At 45.7% G+C, this 23,959-nt stretch carries 21 protein-coding genes; 16 read left to right on the plus strand and 5 right to left on the minus strand.

The features are described from left to right. Positions 1-41 precede the first annotated feature (41 nt). Entirely contained in the window at positions 42-1,955 is a 1,914-nt protein-coding gene (locus L5L77_RS17390; protein ID WP_263193227.1) for an ABC transporter ATP-binding protein, read from the minus strand. 253 nt (positions 1,956-2,208) lie between these two features. Here L5L77_RS17390 and L5L77_RS17395 point away from each other — a divergent pair, with 253 nt between their 5' ends. The 8 genes from L5L77_RS17395 to L5L77_RS17430 all read left to right on the plus strand — a co-directional run bounded on the left by L5L77_RS17395 (position 2,209) and on the right by L5L77_RS17430 (position 9,175). After that, the gene (locus tag L5L77_RS17395) at positions 2,209-2,412 is read left to right on the plus strand and encodes a YheV family putative zinc ribbon protein (RefSeq protein ID WP_012088350.1); all 204 of its coding nucleotides are present in this window, start codon (positions 2,209-2,211) and stop codon (positions 2,410-2,412) included. 662 nt (positions 2,413-3,074) lie between these two features. Beyond that, positions 3,075-3,305: a hypothetical protein gene (locus L5L77_RS17400; RefSeq protein ID WP_263223276.1), complete on the plus strand. Its 231-nt coding sequence runs from the start codon at positions 3,075-3,077 to the stop codon at positions 3,303-3,305. Positions 3,306-3,411: 106 nt separating this feature from the next. Continuing rightward, complete coding sequence (locus tag L5L77_RS17405; protein ID WP_248085093.1) at positions 3,412-3,846, plus strand: hypothetical protein; 435 nt, start codon at positions 3,412-3,414, stop codon at positions 3,844-3,846. A gap of 119 nt (positions 3,847-3,965) precedes the next feature. Then, the gene (locus tag L5L77_RS17410; RefSeq protein WP_263186465.1) at positions 3,966-4,298 is read left to right on the plus strand and encodes a hypothetical protein; all 333 of its coding nucleotides are present in this window, start codon (positions 3,966-3,968) and stop codon (positions 4,296-4,298) included. A gap of 88 nt (positions 4,299-4,386) precedes the next feature. Next, on the plus strand, positions 4,387-4,764 hold the full coding sequence (locus L5L77_RS17415) for a hypothetical protein (protein WP_263223277.1): 378 nt from the start codon (positions 4,387-4,389) through the stop codon (positions 4,762-4,764). 468 nt (positions 4,765-5,232) lie between these two features. Continuing rightward, entirely contained in the window at positions 5,233-6,120 is an 888-nt protein-coding gene (locus L5L77_RS17420; protein WP_263223278.1) for a pirin family protein, read from the plus strand. A 339-nt stretch (positions 6,121-6,459) separates the two neighbouring features. Continuing rightward, on the plus strand, positions 6,460-7,836 hold the full coding sequence (gene dbpA, locus L5L77_RS17425; RefSeq protein WP_011847678.1) for an ATP-dependent RNA helicase DbpA: 1,377 nt from the start codon (positions 6,460-6,462) through the stop codon (positions 7,834-7,836). A gap of 289 nt (positions 7,837-8,125) precedes the next feature. Beyond that, the gene (locus L5L77_RS17430; RefSeq protein WP_263193399.1) at positions 8,126-9,175 is read left to right on the plus strand and encodes a hypothetical protein; all 1,050 of its coding nucleotides are present in this window, start codon (positions 8,126-8,128) and stop codon (positions 9,173-9,175) included. A gap of 196 nt (positions 9,176-9,371) precedes the next feature. Here L5L77_RS17430 and L5L77_RS17435 read toward each other — a convergent pair whose 3' ends face one another. Continuing rightward, positions 9,372-10,916: a DEAD/DEAH box helicase gene (locus L5L77_RS17435; RefSeq protein WP_168822533.1), complete on the minus strand. Its 1,545-nt coding sequence runs from the start codon at positions 10,914-10,916 to the stop codon at positions 9,372-9,374. A gap of 633 nt (positions 10,917-11,549) precedes the next feature. Here L5L77_RS17435 and L5L77_RS17440 point away from each other — a divergent pair. Beyond that, the gene (locus tag L5L77_RS17440) at positions 11,550-12,596 is read left to right on the plus strand and encodes a DUF3626 domain-containing protein (protein ID WP_263223279.1); all 1,047 of its coding nucleotides are present in this window, start codon (positions 11,550-11,552) and stop codon (positions 12,594-12,596) included. Between the two features lie 135 nt (positions 12,597-12,731). Here L5L77_RS17440 and L5L77_RS17445 read toward each other — a convergent pair whose 3' ends face one another. Further along, positions 12,732-13,250: a type II secretion system protein gene (locus L5L77_RS17445; RefSeq protein ID WP_105251541.1), complete on the minus strand. Its 519-nt coding sequence runs from the start codon at positions 13,248-13,250 to the stop codon at positions 12,732-12,734. Positions 13,251-13,536: 286 nt separating this feature from the next. On the opposite strand from L5L77_RS17445, the gene cydD reads away from it, so the two are divergent. The 3 genes from cydD to cyaB all read left to right on the plus strand — a co-directional run bounded on the left by cydD (position 13,537) and on the right by cyaB (position 17,913). After that, positions 13,537-15,486: a heme ABC transporter permease/ATP-binding protein CydD gene (cydD, locus tag L5L77_RS17450; protein WP_263223280.1), complete on the plus strand. Its 1,950-nt coding sequence runs from the start codon at positions 13,537-13,539 to the stop codon at positions 15,484-15,486. Then, positions 15,483-17,234, plus strand: a complete 1,752-nt coding sequence (gene cydC / locus L5L77_RS17455; protein WP_263223281.1) for a heme ABC transporter ATP-binding protein/permease CydC — start codon at positions 15,483-15,485, stop codon at positions 17,232-17,234. Before cydD ends, cydC begins: the two co-directional genes overlap by 4 nt. 91 nt (positions 17,235-17,325) lie before the next feature. Continuing rightward, positions 17,326-17,913: a class IV adenylate cyclase gene (gene cyaB / locus L5L77_RS17460; RefSeq protein ID WP_263175838.1), complete on the plus strand. Its 588-nt coding sequence runs from the start codon at positions 17,326-17,328 to the stop codon at positions 17,911-17,913. A gap of 312 nt (positions 17,914-18,225) precedes the next feature. Here the strand turns inward: cyaB and L5L77_RS17465 are convergent, their stop codons facing one another. Beyond that, entirely contained in the window at positions 18,226-18,402 is a 177-nt protein-coding gene (locus tag L5L77_RS17465; RefSeq protein ID WP_006082937.1) for a helix-turn-helix domain-containing protein, read from the minus strand. Positions 18,403-18,495: 93 nt separating this feature from the next. Next, positions 18,496-19,239: a DUF599 domain-containing protein gene (locus tag L5L77_RS17470; RefSeq protein ID WP_131524297.1), complete on the minus strand. Its 744-nt coding sequence runs from the start codon at positions 19,237-19,239 to the stop codon at positions 18,496-18,498. Positions 19,240-19,587: 348 nt separating this feature from the next. Here L5L77_RS17470 and L5L77_RS17475 point away from each other — a divergent pair, with 348 nt between their 5' ends. The 4 genes from L5L77_RS17475 to L5L77_RS17490 form a co-directional block, all read left to right on the plus strand. Further along, positions 19,588-21,150 carry an OmpA family protein gene (locus L5L77_RS17475; RefSeq protein WP_263146494.1) on the plus strand — a complete coding sequence of 521 codons (1,563 nt, stop codon included), beginning with the start codon at positions 19,588-19,590 and terminating at the stop codon, positions 21,148-21,150. A gap of 22 nt (positions 21,151-21,172) precedes the next feature. Then, positions 21,173-22,783, plus strand: a complete 1,611-nt coding sequence (locus tag L5L77_RS17480; protein ID WP_263142684.1) for a hypothetical protein — start codon at positions 21,173-21,175, stop codon at positions 22,781-22,783. Further along, positions 22,780-23,634, plus strand: a complete 855-nt coding sequence (locus L5L77_RS17485; RefSeq protein ID WP_168822548.1) for a hypothetical protein — start codon at positions 22,780-22,782, stop codon at positions 23,632-23,634. Before L5L77_RS17480 ends, L5L77_RS17485 begins: the two co-directional genes overlap by 4 nt. A gap of 144 nt (positions 23,635-23,778) precedes the next feature. After that, the coding region (locus L5L77_RS17490) for a transposase domain-containing protein (protein ID WP_263142523.1) at positions 23,779-23,959 on the plus strand (181 nt) is incomplete at its 3' end.

Genomic DNA, 23,959 nt, shown 5'->3' on the forward strand with positions numbered 1-23,959 from the left:
ATTGCCGCTGCTACTGACTTTTATTTAAAAGAACGCTGGAGTTATTGTTGCTCCATGACCTCTTGCTCCATTGCATCTATCTCTTCTTGCAACTCGAGCCATTGCATTTCACTGTCTTCTAAGGTTTGCGTCAAGCTCGTTCGCTCGGTTAATACCGAGGTTAGCTTGGCTTTGTTATCTTGATCATACAATTCGCTATCGGCCAGCAAGTGTTCTAGCTCGGCGAGGCGTTCGCTCAGCTTTTGTTGCTCGGTTTCTAACTTAGTTTGTTTGCGCTTGAGCGGCGATACCTTTTGGCGGATCTCGGCCTCGAGGCGTTTTTGCTGTTTTTTATCGGCGGCAGGTTTGATCTCGTCGCTGGTGCTGTTTTGATTCGAGTTGGCTTTCGCCGCATCGAGCAACCATTGGTGATAATCGTCTAAGTCGCCGTCGAAGGCGCGTACTTCACCTTGATCCACCAGATAGTAATCGCTACAGGTTAATCGCAGTAAATGCCTATCATGCGAGACGACAACCATAGCGCCTTCAAAGGTTTGCAATGCCATTGTCAGGGCGTGGCGCATCTCTAAGTCTAAATGGTTGGTGGGTTCATCGAGCAGCAATAGGTTAGGGCGTTGCCAAACTAATAGCGCTAACACTAAACGGGCTTTCTCGCCGCCAGAAAAGGGGCGTACAGGTGAGAGCGCCATATCGCCATTAAAGCCAAAACCGCCTAAGAAGTTACGCAACTCTTGCTCTCTGGCGTTGGGTGCCAGACGTACTAAATGCTGCATCGGCGTATCGTCGAGGCGTAAAAATTCGATTTGGTGCTGGGCAAAGTAGCCAATATTGACGCCAGGGTTAGGTTCATACAAACCTGTCAGTGGTGACAATTGGCCCGATAACAGTTTGATGAGCGTCGACTTACCCGCGCCGTTACGGCCGAGTAAACCAATGCGCGCACCCGGTACTAAGTTTAAATGCACCTTGCTCAGGATTGGCTTATCGCTATAACCGATCGCGACTTGCTCCATTTTAATCAGTGGATTGGGCAGGGCTTCTGGAGCCCGAAACTCCATATAAAAGGGGCTATCGGCTTGAGACGGCAACAACTCAGTCATGCGCTCTAGTGCCTTTAAGCGGCTCTGCGCTTGTTTGGCTTTACTTGCCTTGTAACGGAAACGGTCAACGAAGGACTGCATGTGTGCACGTTCTTTTTGTTGGCGTTCGAAGGCAACCTGTTGTTGCGACATGCGTTCGGCACGAATGCGCTCAAAGGCACTGTAATTGCCTTTGTAGAAATTGAGTTTTTGATTTTCAACGTGGACGATTTCATCAACGATTTCATCGATAAAGTCCCTATCATGGCTGATTAAAATCAGCGTGCCTTGATAGGACTTAATCCAACCTTCGAGCCAGTACATGGTATCTAAGTCCAAGTGGTTGGTCGGTTCGTCGAGGAGTAATAAGTCAGAGCGGCACAGTAGCGCTTGGGCTAAGTTGAGGCGCATACGCCAACCACCCGAAAAGCTTTTCACTGGATTGCTTTGCTCGGCTTCACTAAAGCCCAGACCCGCTAACAATGAACCCGCGCGCGAATGAATCGCATAACCACCGATAGCGTCGATTTTGCCGTGTAAGAGTGCGATGGCATTGCCGTCGTTCTCTTCTTGGGCCTTGTGCAATAGGGCTTCTAATTGGCGATATTCGCTATCGCCATCGATCACATATTCCAGTGCCGAGACGTCGAGCGCAGGGGTTTCTTGGGCCACAGTGGCAATTTGCCAGCCAGAAGGCAGACTAAATTCACCTTTATCTAGGCTTAAGTGACCTAAAATTAATGCGAGCAGTGAAGATTTGCCTGTGCCGTTAGCACCGACTAAACCGACCTTATGGCCGGGATAAATCGTGAGAGAGGTCTCATCTAGCAGGGTTTTGCTGCCACGGATTAATTGCGCTTGGTTGATGCTGATCATTAACTACAACTTGGTTAGAACGTGAATTCGTCAGGGCACAGATAATAGCGTACAACCCAGTTTCAAACCACAGCCTGACCCGATAACTAGGACAATTATTCGACTTTTCAGGATGATCTTTAGCGAATCGCATCACATCGACCTAAGGCCTCATACTTTCAGGTAACACTGGTATTCAATCATCAGTGTGGCAAAATAGCGGCAATTTCTTCGGCCGAGTCCCTTGGCCCTGCTATCTGGTCCTTTATCTATTATGACAAACACTAAAATCAAAAAGCGTTTCGTAGCCGGTGCTAAGTGCCCAAAATGCAGCGCCAAAGACAGCATTTTACTCTACAAGGAAAACGGCATCGAAACCGTTGAATGCACAGAGTGTGATTACCGTGAACAGCAAACCGATGAAAAGGTCACAGAAAAAGCCACCGGTGCTGTGATCGGCGTGTTTAAACCGGATTAGGTTGAAGCTTCAATTCATCAAAGTTAGTTTCGAAAAAGATTCACAACATGTGCAGTGTCGATTGGCAATATTGCTCCAGCGACACGCCGTAAACTCGTCCTTGAGGGCTCGACGGTGGCATCTGCTGTACATGGATTTACGAATGTTGCGATCACATAGATGTGAATGAGCAACCATGCCACCAACGGTCACTTCCGTAATAATGCCAATCCTAACTAACCCTCTCGCTGCCCGTTCTGCTAAAAAGCTATTGCCCCATTTCGTGTTTCGGCTCGTTAGCTCAACCGAAAATTCCCACTCCTGCTGCCATACAAATTCTTATCTATTTGCCTATGCTTGGCCTTACCAGAAATCGACTAACAATGTATGGGTATACAGTCGTATTTAAATTTAGGTGTTTTGGTATGATTTTCAGACAAAATCAGTGCGCACTAATTCCATTCGAAATAAATAAAACTCTTTAAAATCAGGTAAATATAGTAACTGAATTTTAGTTAATAGGTTTGGAAAACGCGCATGCGCGTTTTTCCAGATGGTGTATTTTATAAAAAGCTGATAACTTCTGCATAAACAGATAGTTAACTGTGCGCATTTTTACTGGTCTAACGTGATAAACGCGCATGCGCACTAATAAAATGTTATATAACAAGAGGCAGATTCAAGTGAGTAAAGCCCTAATCATCGTTGGCTGTTTAGTTCTTTTATATGCGGTTGCAGGCTTCGCGGTAGACTTCTTGCCAGTTGATGCGTTTCAATCGTCATCTAATGATTCTTACTTAAAAATTGCGCCTACTGATGAAAGCTCATTTGATTGGGCAAAATTTAGGTTGCCGGCTTTAGTTGTTGGGGCAATATTGGTTGTCATTGGCAAGTTTGCCGGTGGTAAAAACTAGCATGTTATATAACAAGGCGCATCACTCGTGGCCTGCGGCCACTGGGACGTCAAACGCTGTCGCGTTTTTCCGCCCGTGTGCTTTGCGTTAGCAGCAAAAGGTAGTCATGAGCATAATTTCTATTGGTGCCCAATGTGGCGGTCCCAAAGACGGCGGGCTAGGCAAGATAAAAGTTGACCTATATAAGGCACTGCGAAGCAGTTGCACATCAACGTATTGCAAAGAAATTGATGAATATGCACCTGTACTGAGAATAGATGGAGAATTTCAGAAGTTTGGCGATGAGGGTATAACCAGGCTGAGATTCGCAAAGAAGCAGCGTTACATAACCGCTGATATTCAAATTCCCAGCGAAGTCTGGGAGGTTCGATCCAAGAATGAATTACGAGACTATCTTGCACATAAAGTACGGGAAACAATTGTCACTTTTGTCGAGCGTCTTAGGAAAGATAGGTTGGAAGTGGACGCAGATTCTTTATTTAAAGAGGTTGATGCTGGAATTAGTATATTTAAAGGCTTCGATTACGAGGCCAGCAGCTAACAAGTTGCTGTACTCGGACTCAACTACGCGCCGTAAGCTTGTGGTTTGCTGCGCAAACTTTACCACAAGCTTACTCTGCTCCGTTGGGCCGGTAAGCAAGGCGTTAGGCATTCATCATTATGAGTCCATATATCCTACCAGTAGCGCCATTGTCCCAGGTCGTGTTCGTTCATGACTACATTCATTTGGTGTTTCAGGATGCTTGTTTTAGCATTTACAACACAGCTGAACTAAAGCAGGACGGAAATTTGTTACTGCAAGGGCAGTTTGGTTTTTGTGATGCATTGGTAAGTCTTATCGGTTTACTGTTAACATCAGTTTCAAGTCAGCCCTTGTTGTCACTTAGATTTCAAGGTGGGGCGGAGTTTGTTGTTACAGAAGCTTGTAGCGGGTCTGAAGCATGGCAGTACAGTTCACCAAGCTCGCAAACAGTGGTTGTTCAAAATGCCTAACAAAGCAAAGCAGCGGTGCACAGGCAAAAAGCGCCTGTGCTGGACCTCACTATCGTTCGGCCGCTGTTTGCGGCGTTAGGCATACAAAATGAGCCGTAGATACCTTAATCTTCAAGAAGCTGAGTCGGCGCTTAAGCGAGGAAAAGCAGTTGAGTGCTTTCTTGGTGGCTGTGAACGGGATGGCCGTGCTGGTATTCAGTGGCTAAGCGTTCGAGTTTCCAAATCCGAAATAGATGTTTCAGTTTACGAAACTGCTGATTTGGGTGATGAATCATTCCTTGATATTTATGAGTTTGGTCCACTAGATCCAGATCTAGAGGATGCGAATGAGGTCAAATCATACACTTCATTTGGCCAAGCGATAGAGTTTATTGAGCAACGATTCGCAGGATCATCTGAAAGGTTATTGAACGAGTTTATGATTCAAGATGAATATGCCGACTATATTTCGAGGGGCCGGAAGTAGAAATGCCTAACAATCGCAGGCACAGCGACGGCCTTTTCGTTGCGGCTCCGCCTTCACTACAAAGCCGCGCGTGCTGCGGGCGTTAGCCCATAGAGATTTTCATCCGAAAATGACGAGTTAGAGTTAATAACCTAACTCATTTTTGTCCCAAAGTGTGTTGCGTATATCTTTTAAATCTACAGGTTAGGCTAATGCCAAAAAGTGAGTCATGGTGATTAGCGAGACGACCGTCCGCCCCATGGGCGGACTGGCTGCAAGTTGACGAGTCAATACGATGGCAAACCTGTGTGAGTGGATATCAACAGCCTACCGTTCTATTTTTTCGAATGTTTAGGCCGTGATTTCGCGTTATTCTTTTGTAAACTTCCTTGTTATTCTGCCTCAATCAGCAAAGCGTTTGCGTCTTGTGTTAGCCGTATGATTTTGGCGTTTCACGCATCGCTTTGCTCAACCGATAGGAGAGCAGCAATGAAAGTATTAAGTCAGTTTTCCGCCAAAGCCGCGATGGATGGCGATGGGGTCAATATTCGCCGTGTCGCCGATTTTGTGACGACTAAATTTGATCCTTTCTTGATGATCGACGAAATAAAATCCGATGATGAACAAGACTTTATCGGTGGCTTCCCCGCACATCCCCATCGCGGGATGGAGACGTTCACTTATATTCGTAAGGGCGGTTTTGAGCATCGCGACCAAATGGGCAATGTGAAGGCGATTCGTGCCGGCGATGTGCAGTGGATGAGCACCGGGTTCGGAGTAGTACACTCTGAAATGCCGCTGGCAGATGCTATCGATGGTCTGCATGGATTCCAAATTTGGGTCAACATGCCCGCCAAAGACAAGTTGCGTCCAGCTAAGTATCAAGATACTGCGGGTAGCGCGAGCGTTGAGACGACCAATAACACTGGCGCTAGCTTAAAAGCTTTAGCGGGTGGTTGGGGCTTTAAAGATCAACCGCTTATTAGTGCGGCTATTCAAGGATTAGCGGGCGAAGCAGCCATTGCTGATTTAAGTCTATCGCCAAATGCTGAGGCCACGCTTGATTTGTCTCAACATGAGTTTGTCGCCTTGTACTTGTACCAAGGTGACTTATATAAAAGCGATTCGAGTAAAGGCGAAGATTCGCAGTGGTCATCTGCTTCAAATCAACATCATCAGGGCGAGTTTTTAGTGCTCGATAGCCAAAGTGTGCTTAAGCTTAAAGCCAATGAGCGCGGCGCTGGGATGTTACTATTTGCGGGTAAACCTATCCGTGAAAAAATCGTCCAGATGGGTCCCTTTGTGATGAACACCCAAGCGGAAATTCAGCAGGCGATTCGCGATTATCAAGAAGGGCGTTTCGGCCAGATCGCGTAATTTGTTAAATCTGCCGCGCTGAGCTAATTCTAAACCCAAACCTAAATCTAAGTTTAAGCCCTGTATTCCTGCAGGGCTTTTTTATTGCTGTTCACGCCTACTATGTCTATTGCTTAAGGACTTGAGGCAAAAGCCGCGCTTTGTTGCTACAATAGCCGTGCTTTTGGGTTGAGCGAGCCTAGCGCTTAAATCTAAACTCAAGCTAGCCCAAAGCTAACCTGAATCTTGATAGACCAGTTTAATCGATAAGTAACGCAATTTCAGTAACCTAGCAGCCGCTTCGTTACCCACCACAGGATATTCACCTTGAGCAACTCTGATACTAAGCCTAATCCATCAATGGCTTTTTCGACTCTTAAGCTAAAACCCGAACTGCTTGAGAACCTTTCTTCTATGGGCTACAACGAGATGACGCCAATTCAGGCGCAAAGTTTGCCACCCATTTTAGCGGGGCAGGATGTGATAGGTCAGGGTAAAACTGGCTCGGGTAAAACGGCCGCCTTCGGCTTAGGATTACTGAACAAGTTAGACGTTAAACGCTTTCGCATTCAAACCTTAGTGTTATGCCCAACCCGTGAGTTGGCCGACCAAGTGGCGCAGGAAATCCGTACTCTTGCCCGTGGTATTCATAACGTTAAAGTACTGACACTTTGTGGCGGTGTGCCTATGGGGCCACAGGTTGGCTCGCTGGAACACGGTGCACACATTATTGTGGGTACGCCGGGTCGTATCGTCGATCACTTAGATCGCAACCGTCTAGATTTAAGCAATCTCAACATGTTAGTGCTCGATGAAGCCGATCGCATGTTAGAAATGGGCTTCCAACCCGCTCTCGATGCGATTATCGAACAAGCGCCACGTGAGCGTCAGACGCTGCTATTTAGCGCGACGTTCCCTGAGCAAATTCAATCGATTGCTAAGCAAATCATGTATGACCCAAGCATGGTTAAAGTTGAAGGTAATCACGACAGCTTAAGCATAGCTCAACATTTTTATCACTTAGACGATGACAAGGCGCGTATGCAAGCGCTGCAATTATTGTTGTTAGAACATAAGCCTGAAAGTGCAGTGGTGTTTTGTAACACTAAACGCGAAACCCAAAAAGTGGCCGATGAGCTTGAAGGTTTAGGCTTTAGCGTATTGGCTTTGCACGGCGATTTAGAGCAAAGAGACAGGGACGAAACCCTGCTGCAATTTGCTAATAAGAGTGCCTGTGTATTAGTGGCGACCGACGTTGCTGCCCGTGGTTTAGATATCGATGCACTGGATGCCGTGTTTAACTATCACGTCGCCTATGACACCGAAGTGCACATTCACCGCATCGGTCGTACTGGCCGTGCGGGCAGTAAAGGCGCCGCTTATACCTTCTATAACGACCAAGACGGTTACAAAATTGCCTTGTTAGAAGAGTATTTAGAGCGCGAAATCACCAGCGAATCACTGCCATCTGAAAGCCTGCTCGGCAACACGCCTGCAGCGCCAACCATGATCACTTTGCAGATCGATGGTGGTAAGAAGGAAAAGCTGCGTCCAGGGGATATCTTAGGCGCGCTGACAGGCGAAAACGGTATCGAAGGCTCACAGGTGGGTAAAATCCAAGTGACAGATTACCGCGCCTATGTGGCCGTTAATCGTAAGGTTGCCAAGAAAGCACTGAACAAAATTACTGGCGGCCGGATCAAAGGAAAATCTTACCGCGCTTGGCCAATGAAGTAAGTTTGGCCTAGCTTGAGTTGAATCGTACCTCGATTTAATTCGCTCTATTTTTAAAGGGAATAAACTCAGGTTTATTCCCTTTTTTTGTTCGGTTTTATAGCGGTAGTCATTACACCTTTGTGTCTACTTCACCGCGAATCTTATTGGGCGATTAAGTAACACTTTGTATTTGTCTGCTTAATTGATATGCCCCTCAGCTTGCCTGTGTTAGAAGTGATTCTGAGTAAAAAATAAATGAGCGGATTAACGGCTTTGTCAGGTGATAAGGCTGCATCGGTTTGGAGTATTTATGTTTCGATGGACTATTTTACTAAGCATCTTTTTGAGCGCAGCGAGCGCCGCATCAATTCTGCCAGAGCCGCAACCGTTACAGCACTTCATCTACATTAACCATCGTGAGGCTAACGGAGAAAACATTCGTGCCGACAAGGCGCTGCGCGATCCCCGTTTTGGCGGTGCGCAGATTGTTTATACTTGGCGCAGTTTAGAGCCTAAGCAGGGCGAATATGATTTCAGCGCGATTAGGGCCGATATTGCATATCTCGATTCGATAGGCAAAAAATTGTGGATCCAGCTGCAAGAGAAATCCTTTACGCCCAGAGTCAATGTGCCGCGTTATTTGCTCGATGATCCTATTTATCAAGGCGGTGTGTTGAAGCAAAGCATGTTGAGTGCACCAGAGCGTGATCCCAATAAACCGGTGACGGATGATGAGTATGGCTGGTCAGCCAAAATGTGGGAGCCCTCAGTGCGTGCACGTTATCAACAATTGGTGCGTCAGCTTGGCCAAGAGTTTGATGGGAAAATTGCGGGCATTAACTTTAGTGAAAGCTCAATTGATGTGGGGACTGAAAACGCCGATGGAACGACCACCTTCCCCAGTGATTTTAATCCTAAAGCCTATATCGATGCGATTGGCGAGAATATGCAGGTATTAGCTGAGTCATTTCAGCATTCAACCGCTATGGTGTATTTGAACTTTTTGCCAGACGAATGGCTGCCATGGAATGACAAAGGCTATATGCGAGGCTTATTTGCGCAAGCCAAATCGCTCAACATGGGTGTGGGTGGCCCAGATTTGATGCCTTACCGTAAAAGTCATATGGCACAAAGTTATGCCTTTATTAAAGATTACCCAGCGACACTGGTGAAAGGTATGGCGGTGCAAGACGGTAATTTGCGGCAGATTAATCCTAAAACGGGTAAAAAGAATACTGTGCCTGAGCTGCTGGATTTTGCGCAAAATTACCTAGGCTTAGACTACATTTTTTGGGTTGAAGATGAACCTTATTTTACGGATGAAGTCCTGCAGCAGTTGCCAGATACAAAGGCGAATTAACTTAGGTTGCCGTTTTAGGCTGTTTTTAAGGCAGTGATTGTTCAAGCCGATTATTGTTCAAAGCGTAGATAACGAGCTAAGCATCGATCAAGACAAACTAAGACAAACAAAAACGCCCAATTCCATGCGGAGTTGGGCGTTTCTGTTTAGGACTTAATACGGCTAAATCGCTAAGCAAGTTCGCTTAGCTTTTGCATTAATCCTGTGAGTGTCTTGGACGACTCGCACCATTATTTGGGCGACGGGTGTTTTTCTTTGGACCATTGGCGTAAGGATTCTCACCCGCTTGGCCACGATTTTCGCCAGCGCCTGAACGGCTTTCAGTTGGACGACTAGCGCCTGCGCTATTGGCTCGGCCATCGTTTGAACGTGGTGGACGAGGTTTGGCATCACTGCGGGGGGCGCTACTGGCTTCACCGCTGTGTCTTGGATTCTTGTCGTTTGGCTTGTGACCGCGCGCGACGTCACCGCTGCGTTGACCGTCTTTATGCTCGGCGCTTCTTGGAGCTCCATCGCGTGAGCTAGGTTGGTTTGAGCTGCGGGTATTTCTACGACTTGGTACTGATTTACCGCTACTTTTCCCACCGCCACCTAAACGTGATTCTGGCAATTCATGGTTAAAGCCTTCAACCATTTCTCGGTCTAATACGCGATTGATTAAACGCTCGATATCGTTCAGCAGTTTGATTTCTTCGTTACTTACCAGTGACACGGCTTGACCCGATGCGCCAGCGCGGCCAGTACGGCCGATACGATGTACATAATCTTCTGGCACGTTCGGTAAGTCGAAGTTAACCACTTGTGGTAATTGGTCTATGTCTAAACCGCGGGCGGCGATATCGGTCGCAACCAGTACGCGAGCTTGACCATTTTTAAAGTCGGCTAAGGCTTTAGTACGGGCGGTTTGGCTCTTGTTACCGTGGATAGCGGCGGCTTTGATACCTGCCTCTTCAAGGCTTTTCGCCAGACGGTTAGCACCATGTTTAGTGCGCGAGAATACCAACACTTGTTGCCAATCGTTTTGCTTGATGAGTTGGATCAAGAGTGCCGATTTTTGGCTCTTATCAACTGGGCAAACCCATTGTTTTACTGTGGTCGCTGCCGCGTTACGTGGCGTGACCGAAATTTCGACTGGATCATTGACTAGGCCTTTTGCCAGCTCACGAATTTCATCGGAGAAGGTGGCTGAGAACATCAGGTTTTGACGTTGCTTAGGTAAAATGGCCAAAATTTTACGGATATCGCGGATAAAGCCCATGTCGAGCATGCGGTCGGCTTCATCTAACACTAAGATCTCAAGCTGGCTGAATTTCACCGCTTTTTGATTATATAGATCCATCAATCGACCAGGTGTGGCGACTAATACGTCGACACCGTGGCGCAATTTCGCGATTTGTGGGTTGATAGGCACGCCACCAAATATCACCGCTGAGCGCAGTGGTAAATTCTTACCATAGGTTTCAACACTTTCTGCAACCTGAGCTGCCAATTCGCGTGTCGGAGTTAACACTAATGCGCGCACTTGGCCTGCTTGGGCACGGTTACCTTTACTCAGGAGTTCGAGCATAGGTAGGGTGAAACCTGCTGTTTTACCTGTTCCTGTTTGGGCGGCCGCCATCACATCTTTGCCTTGAAGCACAGCGGGAATTGCTTGAGCTTGGATTGGCGAAGGTGTGTCGTAGCCTTGTTCGGCAACGGCTTTAAGTATCGGGGCCGATAAGCCCAGGGAGGTAAAACTCATAGATTGGTCTCTTGTGGCAACACTGTGCTGCATTTATGGTCAATAGCCAGGTCTGCTGGCGGGCGTGCAGCTTACAGGATCAGGGCTTTAAGTGCCATCTAATAAAGGTTTTTGGGCTGGGTTTCATTCATATTGGCACATAAATCGCTTGTCGGCGGCTTTCACTCGGCCTCGCTTATCTTTTAGGCGCAAGTTTAGATGGCAGAGTTTGAGGTTATGGAAGTTAATTGATTTCAAGGAACAAGATGACTATTAGGCCTATTTCATAATATCAATTGAAGTCATAGGCATTTTTTATTTAGAGTTAGAATGAGTTAGCGGTAGATCACGCTACAATAATGAGAGTGGTATAAACTAAAGTCGATTGGAGTAGAATTAACTAATAACGCAATTGGTTTCGCTATCTGTTCAGTTCGTGATTGATGTTATTCGCTGAATTTTTAACAATGAACCGAGCGAAAGAATTATTGAGTGTTTTCACGGTCACGTTTAACTGAGTCATTCATGTTTAACTTAGTCATTTAGATGGAGTGGCTTAAGAGCTGTTCTCTGCATGCTTGCGATTTATCTCACGTTTATTTTAGGATGAGGCATTGTGGGAACGGTTAAACGCCTCTCATTTATAGGTGGATTATGACAGCGATACAGCATATTGAACGCCTTGCACGAGGACGCAGTGAACAAGCCGTCGCTGTGATTAAAAATGTGCAGCAGATGTCAAATATCCCCATGCATGAGATGCAACTCGCGCTTAAACAATTGCTCAACTGTGGCCGAATTGCTCTGCATTTTCATCCCGATAGAATCGATAGCCGTGGTATGACTGTGGCCGAAGGTTTACTGCGCGATGGTCAATACCGCAGCCAGTTTGAGACCCATATTTCTAATGGTCAGTTGTCACCTGAGTTAGGTGGCCCACGGGATCATTGGGAAAATCAGCTTTTTGGGGATGCATACAAGGGCACTAAATCTCGGCCTAAATACGGTGCACTCGATCTGGGGATGTGGCAGGACGGCCCTGCGCCGCGCTTTGGTAGCTGCTATTTTCTGACTCATACGAGTGCGATGGCGCGCTCAACCTTTAGTTATCTCGACTCGTATCGTAATCCGAAAGAGAAGGGCACGCTGTCATGTTTCGATGATATTTTAGCGGCGCTGCTGACTGAGAGTTTTGAGCGTCACTATGCCTTAGGCAAAACCGATTTTAAGCCGCTGAATGTGATCCATTACTTGGGGCATCAGCTCAATGCTTCCTTGCTGTCACGTTTCGAGCGGCCGCTATCGAATAATCTTGACCATTATATAGAGGCGCAGATCCATGGTGATGTTTCCCTCGATGAAGATATCGCCATGCTGGTGGCGGACCCCAGTTTTAAGGGGACTGATATTGGCGCAAGCTTAAGTAAAATTTGCGATAAATATGATATTGAGCTGCAATATCATGGTGGCTTTAGCCTGCATACGGCGCAGATCCCCAGTGATTTCCGTGGGCCAACTATGCCATCGCTGGCTAATCGGATTGCCATAGAAGACAGAGTCGATGCCTATGCCATAGGCGTGGCGGCGCGGGATTTATACCATTCGCCCCAGCATTGGCGTGACCGCGGTAATCGTGCGCAAGTCGCCCATGAACTTAAGTTGCTCTGGCATGTGCTAGTGAAATACGGTGGAGTGCAATAAGCGCGAACTCTTTAAAAATGCTTAATTGTAAACGTAAGCATTAACAACAAAATGAGTTTAGATCGTAAATAAAACAGCGAGATAACCTCAGGTTAACTCGCTGTTTTTATATAGATATTTTATCGTTAAGGTCGCCTAGCAACCAGTGTCGACTTTTTTATAAGTGGGAACGCCCGTTGTCTCCCATTTATAGTCGATATAGCAATTTGTCGCTTCGACTTGCGCTTCTGTGGGCGTGGCAAGGTTCAGTTTTTGCTTTGGTGTGGCGATAACTTCATAGGTGCCGTTGGTGGTGTAAATTCGATAGGACCACTCATTCACATTTAGCCCTGCCGCTTTAAAAATTTCTGGCGGAGTCGTGTAAGCCGTACTTGGCGTTATACCGCTGGTACTGGCAGCCCAAGGCTGATAGTTTTCACCACGGATTTCGTCGTAAACGACTCTATTCGTGGTGCCACTATTAGCAATTTCCGACTTTGATTTGAATAAAGTGACGGCGGATTTCATCGAAGCCAGTGCACCTGAGAGCTGACTCTTATAGGCATCTGATTGTAAATTAATGAATTTAGGTGCAGCTACTACGGCTAATACGCCAAGAATAATAATAACCACAACGAGTTCAATCAGGGTGAAACCAGCATTTTTATTTGGCATAGATAGATAGATAGAGGACATTTAATACAAAGAGCTTCATGCTACCTAAGTTTTTAAAATCAGGCTAGTACTAGGTAAAGTTCCGTTAACTCCTAGATTTATTTATCTTTAGCTCGTTTTTGTGAGTCCGCTAGCAAAAGTCTGTGATAGGGTTTCATCTGTTGTAGATGCCTGCGATACTGCGTCCCTATCGGAACTTTTTAGCTGTTGCAAGCCCCTTAAACTGAATTATTATCGATAGTCGATCCCGCTACGAGTCGCTTAATTGTTTTCTTGTTGGAGCACCATGGATAAGTCGTTAGAAAAATCCCTTCTCGTTTGGCTTAAAGCCCAGAAAAAAGCCTGTGGCCTGTTCCTTAAATTGTTGTTATGGCTTGGGATGATAAGCGCCGTCGCTATGGTGGCGCAGGCTTATATTATCGCGACGATTCTGGATGGCGTGATCATAGGGCAAGTTATACCGCTAACTGACAATGCCCAAACGATCAGTTCCAGCGTGAATATTGATACCTATACACCTCATTTTATTGCGCTAATTGCCTTGATGTTACTGCGTGCTTTGCTGGCTTATGGGCGTGAACGCGCCAGTTTTGAGGCGGGTAAGCGTCTACGTGGCCATATTCGCGCGGCAGTGATGGACAAGTTGACTAAGCTAGGTCCGGCATTTATTAAAGGTAAACCCGCAGGGAGTTGGGCAAGCATAGTCTTAGAGCAAGTCGAAGATTTACAAGATTTTTATGCCAGATACCTTCCGCAAATCAGCCTTGCTGGTTTTATTCCCGTACTCATTTTAGCGGCGGTATTCCCGATTAACTGGGCGGCAGGCTTAATCCTGTTACTCACAGCGCCATTAATCCCTATGTTTATGATCTTAGTTGGCATGGGCGCTGCCGATGCTAATCGCAAGAACTTCAGTGCGCTTGCAAGATTGAGCGGCCATTTTATGGATAGATTAAAAGGCTTAAGCACCTTGAAACTTTTTCACCGTGGTGATGCCGAACTTAAGGTGATCGCGAGTGCTTCAGAAGAGTTTCGTAGCCGCACTATGTCGGTGCTACGCATGGCCTTTTTAAGCTCAGCAGTCTTAGAGTTTTTTGCCGCGGTATCGATTGCTGTTTTGGCGGTTTATTTTGGTTTTAGTTACTTAGGTCACTTAGATTTTGGCTACTATGGCGCCCATGCCAATATCAGCTCAAGTACAGATCCTGACATGGGTGGTATTCCTTTCAGCCTATTTACTGGGCTATTTATTCTGATTTTAGCTCCTGAGTTTTATCAACCGCTGCGCGACATGGGGACTCATTACCATGCTAAGGCGCAGGCTATAGGCGCGGCAGAAGCCTTGATTACCTTGCTCGAACATCCGGAACCTGAGTTTGTCGGCCACTTCCGTATCAATAGCATAGAGACGCTGAGTGCCGACAATCTTGAGGTGTTCAGTGTCGATGGTACGCGTTTACTTGGCCCACTGAGTTTTGAGTTAAAAGAGGGGGAACGCTTAGCTTTAGTTGGTCCGAGCGGAGCGGGTAAAACCAGTTTACTCAACGCCTTATTGGGATTTTTACCCTACAAGGGCCATTTGTTGATTAATGGCCATGAGTTATCCGCATTAGACTTAGCCCATTGGCGACAGCACTTAGCTTGGCTTGGACAGGAACCGCAGTTATTTCACGGCACAGTGCGGGATAACGTGGCCTTAGCCGACCCAACTCTGCCCGACGATACGCTGTGGCACTTACTGGCTGAGGCCAATATCAGCGACTTCGTTAAGGCGCAGCCATTGGGTTTAGATGCGCCGGTCGGTGAGCAATCTTCCGGTTTATCCGTCGGCCAAGCTCAACGTATTGCTTTAGCAAGGGCGCTTGGGCAGCAGGCGAGTTTGTTTGTCCTTGATGAACCCACAGCCAGTTTAGATAGCCAGAGTGAGCAGGCGGTGAGTTCAGCGCTGAATCGCGCCATGGCGGGTAAGATGTGCATTATGGTGACCCACAGATTAGATCAGTTAGATCAAATGGATACTATTCTTGTGCTCGATAAAGGCTTGATAGTACAGCGGGGCGACTTTACCACTTTGTCTAACACGCACGGCTTATTCCAAACCTTGCTGCGTGAGAATATTGAGTCCGTGGCGGATATTGAACTTGTACCGTTATCGGTCAGTGGCAGTGATACGCAGCTTGATAGTGACACTCCGGTCGATATTGCCGCCGAGCCAACTAAAGGAGAGGCCCAATGAAAGTGCTAATCCCCTTTATTCGATTGTTCTCGCGCCAATGGCTGATGATGTCCGTGGGCTTGCTGCTGACCATTATTACCTTGATGGCTGGCATAGGTTTACTGTCACTTTCGGGCTGGTTTCTTTCTGCTACTGCGGTCGCGGGTTTGACGATAATCACGGCGCAGTCCTTTAACTTTTTCACTCCCGCTGGCGGGGTACGTTTCTTATCAATTGCCCGTACTGCCAGTCGTTATGGCGAGCGTTTAGCGACCCATGAGGCGACCTTTAAGCTGCTGACAGAGCTTCGCGTTTGGGCGTGGCGTAAACTCTTGCCGCTCAGTGCTAAAAATCTGCAGGGGCTACGCCGTGGCGACATGCTTAATCGCTTAGTTGCCGATATCGATACCCTAGATCATCTATATCTGCGACTGCTCACGCCTATGGCTGCATCACTGCTGATGACTGGGCTCTTGTATCTATTTCTCGCTTGGTTCTATGCCAAACTTGCCCTCAGTCTTTGCCTGTTTTTAGTCGCCATTTGGCTGGTGATGCCACTGCTATTTTATCGCCTTGGACACGCGCCGAGCCGGACTATGCTCGAAACCAAGCGTCATTATCGGGTGCAGTTGTTAGATATGCTGCAAGGCCAAGCCGAACTCAGCCTATTTGGCGCCAACGACAGATTCAGGCAAAAACTGAATGATGCGCAGACAGAGCTGTTTCGCAGCCAAAGTGCGATGGCCAATATCACTGCGCTCAGCCAAGCCATGTTGATCCTCTCCACTGGTTCAGCCTTGATCATGATGCTGTATTTAGCCGCTCAAGGCGTGGGTGATGCGGTGCCGCCGGGCCCCATGTTTGCGCTTATGGTGTTTGCCACTATGGCCTGCGTTGAGATGATGATGCCGATTGCGGGCGCGTTTCAGCATTTGTCAGGCTGCGTATTGGCGGCGACACGGATTAATGAAATCACCGAACAAGAGGCCGATATTCAATTTGTTGCCGATACTGGCCTGAGGGCAAAATCTGGCGCCTTACAGATTGAAGATATCCACTTTGGTTATCGAGATGATCAACACGTGCTGCAAGGCTTGTCCCTTGAGATAAAAGCGGGGCAAAAAGTCGCGTTACTTGGGCCAACGGGTTGCGGTAAGTCGAGTTTACTGGCGCTGATTACCCGCGAATGGCAAGCGCAGCAAGGGCACATCAAGCTCGATGGTCTTCCTCTTTCAGATTACAGCGAGCGCGGCCTTAGGGATGCGATAACTGTGATTAGCCAACGCATCTATTTGTTTGCGGGCACCTTGCGGGAAAATTTAGTATTAGCGCTACCTGTTATCGAAGGTGAGAAACGCACGGCCCACGACGGACGCTTGATTGATGTGTTACAGCGGGTTGGACTTGGCGCTTTACTCACCGGTGATAAGCCGCTGGATATGTGGATTGGTGAAGGTGGACGTCAGCTTTCGGGTGGCGAGCAGCGCCGTATTGGTGTAGCAAGAGCACTGCTGCGTGATGCGCCGCTGCTATTGCTTGATGAGCCAACAGAAGGGCTAGATAAACGCACCGAGCGAGAGATTTTAAGTTTACTATTTGAGTTTGCTCAGGATAAAACCTTGCTGATGATTAGCCATCGTTTAACGGCTATGGCGAAGATGGATCAAATTCATTTACTCGGTCAGGGGAGGATTATTGCGTCTGGTACTCACCAGAGCTTAATTGAAGACAGTGTAGAGTATCAGGCCTTGTACCACAGACTTGCTTAAGGTTTTGGATTTAATCTTTTGGAATTAAGGCGTTGGCGCTTAATATTATAAATAGCGATATATTTTACCCATTAAAAGCGGATATGAATCTATGAACCCTGCGATGCCAGAAGCATTAGCCCCACAAATTAATGCTCATTTTAATGGTAAGTTTGAGGTCGAGCTTAAATATCGCTTATTGGATCGCCACGATTTTTTCGCTGCCTTACAAATGAGAAATCCCGAGGTCATGCTCGAAGATAACCTTGAGCATGACTGTTACTTTGATCTGCCATCACAGTCACTTAAAGGTGAGCACAAGAGCTTGTGTATCCGTGAGATGCAGCCATCGGGGATAATGCTGTGGATAGTGAAAGGGCCAGAAAAAGACCGCTGTGAAGCCGTGAATATCACTGAAGCAACAAAAGCAAAAAGTATGCTGCATACCTTAGGTTATGAGTGTGTACTGGAAATTAAAAAGCGCCGCAGTATCTATTTTCTGGGTGAATTTCATCTAACAATCGATCATATCGAAGGTTTAGGGGATTTTGCTGAACTCGCGATTATGACCAATGATGAAACCCTATTGCCTAAATATGAAGTGCAATTGCAACAACTCGCCGCCGATTTGGGTTTAAGTGAAACGCAGCGGGAGTGGTTATCCTATCGGCAGTTGCAGCAGGCTTTAAATAATAAGTAATGGATTGAATTTTTTGGATTAACAGCTTGAGGTTTAATAGCTTAAAGTTCCATAGCTTAAGTTTAATGGCTTGCACCGCTAAATTCGGCTAACCAATCCTTCGAAACAAACCGCTATAGCTCAGTTCAAATCCCTTTGAGCGTCACTGTCCATATCGCATTCACTGCCTGTTTTAACTTGCTATCGACGACTTAAACTTAAGCAGCATACTTAAATTCGAGTATCACATTTCAATTCAAGCCACCTTTACAAATTCAAACGGCTTAAATACTGATGACTCAGTTTTATTTGCCGTGAGTTACTTGATGCGTTTTAGCCTAAGCGTTGTGAAAAGGCGAGGTAGCGTTTAACTTCCGCTTCAGGGAATTTTAATTCGTCACCATCTTGAACACTTGAGAGTAAATTCTCCCGAGCGAAGCGTTTGATGGTCGCTGGTGTTTTATCTAGCATTTTGCACACTTCATCTAAGGTTAATAAGTTATCGCTCATGGCACTCTCCCAGTAATTCAATAGAAACATGACCCAAAGAGTATAGAACAATAATTCCAATCAAGATGACGCCAGCGGCCTAAACCGCCAAGGCTATGATTCTATTTTATGGTTGCGGGCGGTTTCTCGCACTTGGCTCTCTATTTGGAGATGGCCTTTCGCTGCCGTGATCGCCAGAACGGCACGGGACTTGAACTCGCGGCGATATAAGGTTGCTACCACAAATAAGCTGGCCGAGATAAAGAGTATCGGGTGTACAAACCAGCACAATACCGCCATTGAAAAGTAATAGGCGCGTAAACCATAGTTATAGGAGTGTGCCGCTTGATCTTGCACTGTCGCCATTTGTCTTGCATAGGCTTTGAGATTGTCATTTGAGCCATCGGTGTCCAGAGGACCCGCGCCTATCATCACGTTCACAAAGCCGTATTGACGCATTGACCAAGTAAACTGGAAGAAGGCCATCACAAAAATGCCGACTAGCAGAGCTAACTTGACTTGCACCAGCGCATGATTCGGTGGCGTAGCGAAGGGAATCGTCGCAATAACACTTTCTAGTCGTTCAACTTGCGCAAATAAGGTCAGTACACCCGCAAGCACAAACAGCGTGGTCGAGGCAAAAAAGGCAATATTGCGTTCTAAGTTGGCCAGTAGTGCCGCATCACCCACGCGCACACCGCGGGTCATCACCTCAAGCATCCAGTAAATTCTATGCTTATGCAGACCACGGGCAATACAGTCTGTATCTCTCGCCTTGCTACGGGCAAAGGCGGTGTAGCCAGCCCAAGAAACGATAAACCACACCAATGCAGAAATATCTAACAACGAAAATGTCATAGCCACCTTAGTAAAATGTAATATGGGGAGAAAGAGAGAGATTAGTCATGTGCAGATTATGAGGTCTATGAAAGATTTGGTGCAACTGAGAAACGATTCCCAGTAATGATTTTTTTGCATAGTGATTGTGATTTCACATTAGGATAAAACTGTTTTATGACAACTCCTGTGTCAGTCGCTTAAATATCTTCGATATAAAGTTGCTCACAAATTTCAGCCTTAATTAATATTTTGGTTACATCAGTATCAACTTTAGATTGACTTTTTAGGGCTAATTCCTTCTAATCCTTAACTTAATTTATTGCATCTAAAATTCAATTTTGAATTTTTAAAAAGTTAGGGATGACTATGAAGTCAAATTTGAAATCCATATCGCTCGCAGTTGCTGGCGTATTAGCGCTTAGCAGTTGTGCCATCACTCAATCTGTTGAAGATAATAAAGAAACTGTTATTGGTTGTGCTATTGGTACTGGTTTAGGTGTACTGATTGGGAATTATTTAGGTGGCAATGAAGGTATGCTTTATGGCGGTGCCGCTGGTGCTGCGATTGGTTGTACCGTTGGTTATGATTTTCAGCAAAAACGCGAAGCATTAGAACAGTTAGCGAAAACAGAAAATCTTGATATTCAATTTACTTCAATCAGCGCTTCAAAAGCATCAGATGAACAACAAAGTAGCTTACTGATCAGTTCAACCGAACAAACCATGTCGAAGGAAGATTCAGAAAAGTACGCTAATTATCAAGTTGTGGGTATGGCTGCGACAGTTTCGAGTAATAGTGAAGTGATGTTTGCTTCTGGAGCTTCAGAGGCGACGCCACAAGCTAAACAAAAATTTCAAAAACTCGCCGCTATCTATAAAGACTCTAAACAAAACATTTTGATTACAGGTCATACAGATGCCAGTGGTGCTGAATCGTTAAATCAAGAGCTTAGCGAAGCGAGAGCGCGTTATGTGGCAACCCTCTTTAATCAAGCTGGCATTCCGACTGAGCGATTATTCTTCCAAGGTGCAGGGGAGTCACAGCCTGTTGCAGCTAATAGTGATGACGCTGGCAAAGCAAAAAATCGTCGAGTAGAAATTATTGAAATTGACGGTAAACCGGATCAATTACTGGCTTATTCATACAAACAGAAGGCAAATTTGAGTTATTTATCCCGCCGATCGCAGGATAAAGTGGCAGCAGCCAAGCCTACTAATCAAGTGGAAAAGCAGCCTACAACTCAGCCAACTAAACCGAGCACTTCTCGCCTTGAACCAGCTCAAATACAAATGACGGAGTCGGAAATCGTCAAGTTACTTGAGCCAGTGAAACTGCAAAAAGCCTTGGTAGATTTTGGTGGTAAGAAAATGCTCGACCCATCGACAAACTTTACCCAGTTAGTGGGTGCTAAAAAAGAGAGCGGTTTTGCATTATTTAGCAAGGCGTATGCATCTGAAGTCTCTAGCCTAAATTGCGCCGTTGAGGGACCGAGAGTCACGGGGGACGTGAAGAGTTTAGCCACAGGTGAGAGCTATAATCGTAAGGATTACAACACAGCAGATTATTTACCGGGTATGAATGGTACTGCTTGGGGTTATAAAGTGAATGGCCATTATATTGGTTTGACCCCTGTTGCTGTGATTAAGGACAGTGGCACTGCTGTTTCTGCGCCTAAAGTGAATATTTGGAAGAATTACAAAGGTTCAAGTAAAGATGATCCAAATTATCAGCTTACGAGCCATGTAGAGACTTATTATGGTGATAAAGGCTTGTTATATCGTGTTTTTACAACGGAAAAAGACTCTCCTGTGCGCTGTATAGATGTGGTGATGCCAATCGATCGTTCAGCGACCGCGATTGCTGGCAAGTTGTACTACGAGAAGAATAAAACGGTTTATGAAGCCGATTTTGAACCCAAATTGTTATAAGCAATGTGCTTAGGAGCGGTAAATGGATTTTGTGTCTATGTTATTTAATGAGTATCGCACGTTAGTGTCGCTGTTACTTTCGTTGATGGTATTAGTGGTCATTATTACGGTTTGGTGGGATAAGGTCAGTTTCTGGTGGCTTAATACATGGTATGCCTTTCCGGTAATCGGTAAGGAGAGTCGCTTAGCGAAAGATTATGAAACCCAAGTTAAGATTTACGATAAGGATTGGTTGAATACTGAAGTCGCACTGTGTACTGATTTTGCCGCTCATTATGAGAAAGTGAATAAGGACGAGGAGCTTTTCAGTAAAAGCCAAGACTATTTAGGTAAAGTGACAGAAAATGGTCGTAACAACTTACATATTTTGGGGTGGATATTGATTGCCGCTTTAGTGTTTGTTGAAGCAATGGGATTTAGTTACGTTCTTTCAGGTTTCACGATTCCCGGAGCATCGGAAAAACTACAGCAGCAAGGTGCTGTGGGTATCGCCTTCATAATCTCGGTTTTACTGGTAGGTTTAACTCACTTTACTGGACATGAGCTGCATGCTAACTCGCTCATTAAAAAGGCCAAGGTCTGGTGGAAGAATGCTAAAAACCGCGACAAATCGACGCCAGAACTGGCACCTAATACTCGCATTAATTTAGATAAAACCTTTGAGGATGATAATGAGCCTCAATATAAGCAACTCATTAATCGGATCTCTACTAACGCAGAGGTTAAGCCCCGTTATTTCATCACCACGGTTACTGCTATTGCGATCCTAGTTATTGCAGTATTGGCAACCTATGTGCGTGGTCAAGTGCTTGAAAAAATGCACATTGATGAAGTCAATATTCAGCAAACGAGTGGATTGTATCAAGAACAAGACCCCTATGCTGAAGCACCTCCAGCACTCTTACTGGATGAGTCTAAAAGTGCAGGTGATAAAGCAAAGGATGACGTGTGGGATCGTGAACAGAAAGGCGGTTGGGGAACTTTTATTTTTCTTGCTTTCTTATTCATCCTATTACAGATTTTCGGTATTTTAATTGGTTTTAAAACCGGATTTGCTGGCAAACATTCTAAAGATGCGCGTAAAGAAATTGGCAACTTTAAAAGTGAGCGTGAGTTTAAGACGCATTATTCTCGTTTAAAGCAGCAAGTTGCGCGTGTAGCCCAGAAGCGCCTAACTAACTTGCAGCAAAGAATGAATCAAAAAGCCGAAACTAATTGCCAAGATCCTAAGGTGCTAGAGGTGTTAGAGGCCTGTGGTGAGCGTTCATTCCTGACGTATATGGAAGATTTAGGTAATGCCGAAAATCGATATGATCAATCGGTACGTTTACGTGAGCATCAAACATTAGCCAGCCATCAGGCGATGAAAAGTGCCGCTGTGGTGGCAACGTCTCATATTGTTGAGGTAGAAACTTCCGAAGCACCAGAGGCGATGGAAGCAAGATTGAAAGCCGAGCTTGTTGCTGAAGCGAATGCTAAAAAAGCTGCAGAGGCCGAAACGCCAGAACAAGCTGAACAACGTATTCGACAAGAGCTGCTTGCTGAAATAACTCAGCAAAAAAAGGTTGTTGAAACGGAAGAACAGATGCGCGATCGTTTACGCAAAGAGATACTTGGAGAGTTAAGTTCATGACAGGAATGACAAAGCTTGCTAAGTTGGTGGTTACTGGCTTGTTTGGCACTTTAGCTATTTCTATGTGTTTGCCTGCGATGGCCGCTGAGAGAAATGATATTAAAAGTTGCTACGAGTTTGCCAAAATTGATCCACTAACAGCAAAGACAGTTTCTGGCCGACATTTGTTTGTGGCGATCGATGGTACTTTTTCTCCGGACATAAATATTAAACAGTTAGTTCATGAGAAAGTGCATCTCTTCCTACAAGCTGGGGATAAAATCACTATCATTAGCTTTAGTGCTTATGTAAAAGATTTTTATACCGATGTTTTGTTTAGTGGCAGGCTGGATACTGATATTGCTGACAGGGATGACGTATCGAAGAAAAATCTAATGGCTTTTGATAATTGCATGAATAAGCAGGCTCAGTTCGTTAGAAGTAAAATTGATGCCCATATAAAACATGCTTTTAAACCTAATGATGTGGATTTGCCTAAAACTGAAATCCTCAGTAATTTATCTCAGGTTATTGCGCCGCAAGTGGCTGCCGATACCGAAGGACGCCGAGTATTGTTACTTGTGTCCGATATGGTTGAAAATTCAGATGTGACCAGCTTTTACAGTAAAAACACCTTAAAAGTTATCGAACCTGAGCAAGAAATGCTAAAAATACAAAAAGCGAACATGCTGAGTGATTTTAAGCAGGCAGATATTTACGTATTAGGTGCGGGTTGGGTTCCTGCTACATCAAAAGGATTTAGAGGCGGTCAAGTAATGTTGCCGTTGAAACAGTTTTGGCAGCAGTATTTTGAGTCCTCCCATGCTGAACTTAAAGGTTTTGGTCAACCCGTATTAATGACGGATATGTAATGACTGGGATTTTAATTAAGTTGTTACGTCATAGATAAGTACCGTTTTAGACTCTAATAAAAAAGCCAGACTCAGTCTTAATGCCGATCAGTTAAGACAGATCGCTTGACGATCTCGCTGAAAAGATCAAAATCCGATGACCTCATGTCATCGGATTTTTTTATGCAACTCTCAGAAGCACTCGCCCGTACTCATATTACCCGCCTAACCGAATTCACCTGCTTAGCAGATGTGTTAGAACCTGAGTTAATTCAATCTTGCCTAGACTCTCAGGGCGTTGCGACGTTAAGACGGCGTAAATTGCCGATGGACGCGATGATTTGGG

Origin of the sequence: Shewanella sp. SM29 (genome assembly GCF_025654245.1) — a bacterium.
Classification (GTDB): Bacteria; Pseudomonadota; Gammaproteobacteria; order Enterobacterales; family Shewanellaceae; genus Shewanella; species Shewanella oncorhynchi.

Excerpts from the sequence above, each read along its gene's own strand:
- L5L77_RS17405 (WP_248085093.1), top strand. The coding sequence starts at position 3,412 with ATGAGCATAATTTCTATTGGTGCCCAATGTGGCGGTCCCAAAGACGGC.
- cyaB (WP_263175838.1), top strand. The coding sequence starts at position 17,326 with ATGAACCCTGCGATGCCAGAAGCATTAGCCCCACAAATTAATGCTCAT.
- cydD (WP_263223280.1), top strand. The coding sequence starts at position 13,537 with ATGGATAAGTCGTTAGAAAAATCCCTTCTCGTTTGGCTTAAAGCCCAG.
- L5L77_RS17445 (WP_105251541.1), bottom strand. The coding sequence starts at position 13,250 with ATGCCAAATAAAAATGCTGGTTTCACCCTGATTGAACTCGTTGTGGTT.
- L5L77_RS17395 (WP_012088350.1), top strand. The coding sequence starts at position 2,209 with ATGACAAACACTAAAATCAAAAAGCGTTTCGTAGCCGGTGCTAAGTGC.
- L5L77_RS17435 (WP_168822533.1), bottom strand. The coding sequence starts at position 10,916 with ATGAGTTTTACCTCCCTGGGCTTATCGGCCCCGATACTTAAAGCCGTT.
- L5L77_RS17415 (WP_263223277.1), top strand. The coding sequence starts at position 4,387 with ATGAGCCGTAGATACCTTAATCTTCAAGAAGCTGAGTCGGCGCTTAAG.
- cydC (WP_263223281.1), top strand. The coding sequence starts at position 15,483 with ATGAAAGTGCTAATCCCCTTTATTCGATTGTTCTCGCGCCAATGGCTG.
- L5L77_RS17480 (WP_263142684.1), top strand. The coding sequence starts at position 21,173 with ATGGATTTTGTGTCTATGTTATTTAATGAGTATCGCACGTTAGTGTCG.
- dbpA (WP_011847678.1), top strand. The coding sequence starts at position 6,460 with ATGGCTTTTTCGACTCTTAAGCTAAAACCCGAACTGCTTGAGAACCTT.
- L5L77_RS17475 (WP_263146494.1), top strand. The coding sequence starts at position 19,588 with ATGAAGTCAAATTTGAAATCCATATCGCTCGCAGTTGCTGGCGTATTA.
- L5L77_RS17430 (WP_263193399.1), top strand. The coding sequence starts at position 8,126 with ATGTTTCGATGGACTATTTTACTAAGCATCTTTTTGAGCGCAGCGAGC.
- L5L77_RS17410 (WP_263186465.1), top strand. The coding sequence starts at position 3,966 with ATGAGTCCATATATCCTACCAGTAGCGCCATTGTCCCAGGTCGTGTTC.
- L5L77_RS17465 (WP_006082937.1), bottom strand. The coding sequence starts at position 18,402 with ATGAGCGATAACTTATTAACCTTAGATGAAGTGTGCAAAATGCTAGAT.
- L5L77_RS17470 (WP_131524297.1), bottom strand. The coding sequence starts at position 19,239 with ATGACATTTTCGTTGTTAGATATTTCTGCATTGGTGTGGTTTATCGTT.
- L5L77_RS17390 (WP_263193227.1), bottom strand. The coding sequence starts at position 1,955 with ATGATCAGCATCAACCAAGCGCAATTAATCCGTGGCAGCAAAACCCTG.
- L5L77_RS17420 (WP_263223278.1), top strand. The coding sequence starts at position 5,233 with ATGAAAGTATTAAGTCAGTTTTCCGCCAAAGCCGCGATGGATGGCGAT.
- L5L77_RS17440 (WP_263223279.1), top strand. The coding sequence starts at position 11,550 with ATGACAGCGATACAGCATATTGAACGCCTTGCACGAGGACGCAGTGAA.
- L5L77_RS17485 (WP_168822548.1), top strand. The coding sequence starts at position 22,780 with ATGACAGGAATGACAAAGCTTGCTAAGTTGGTGGTTACTGGCTTGTTT.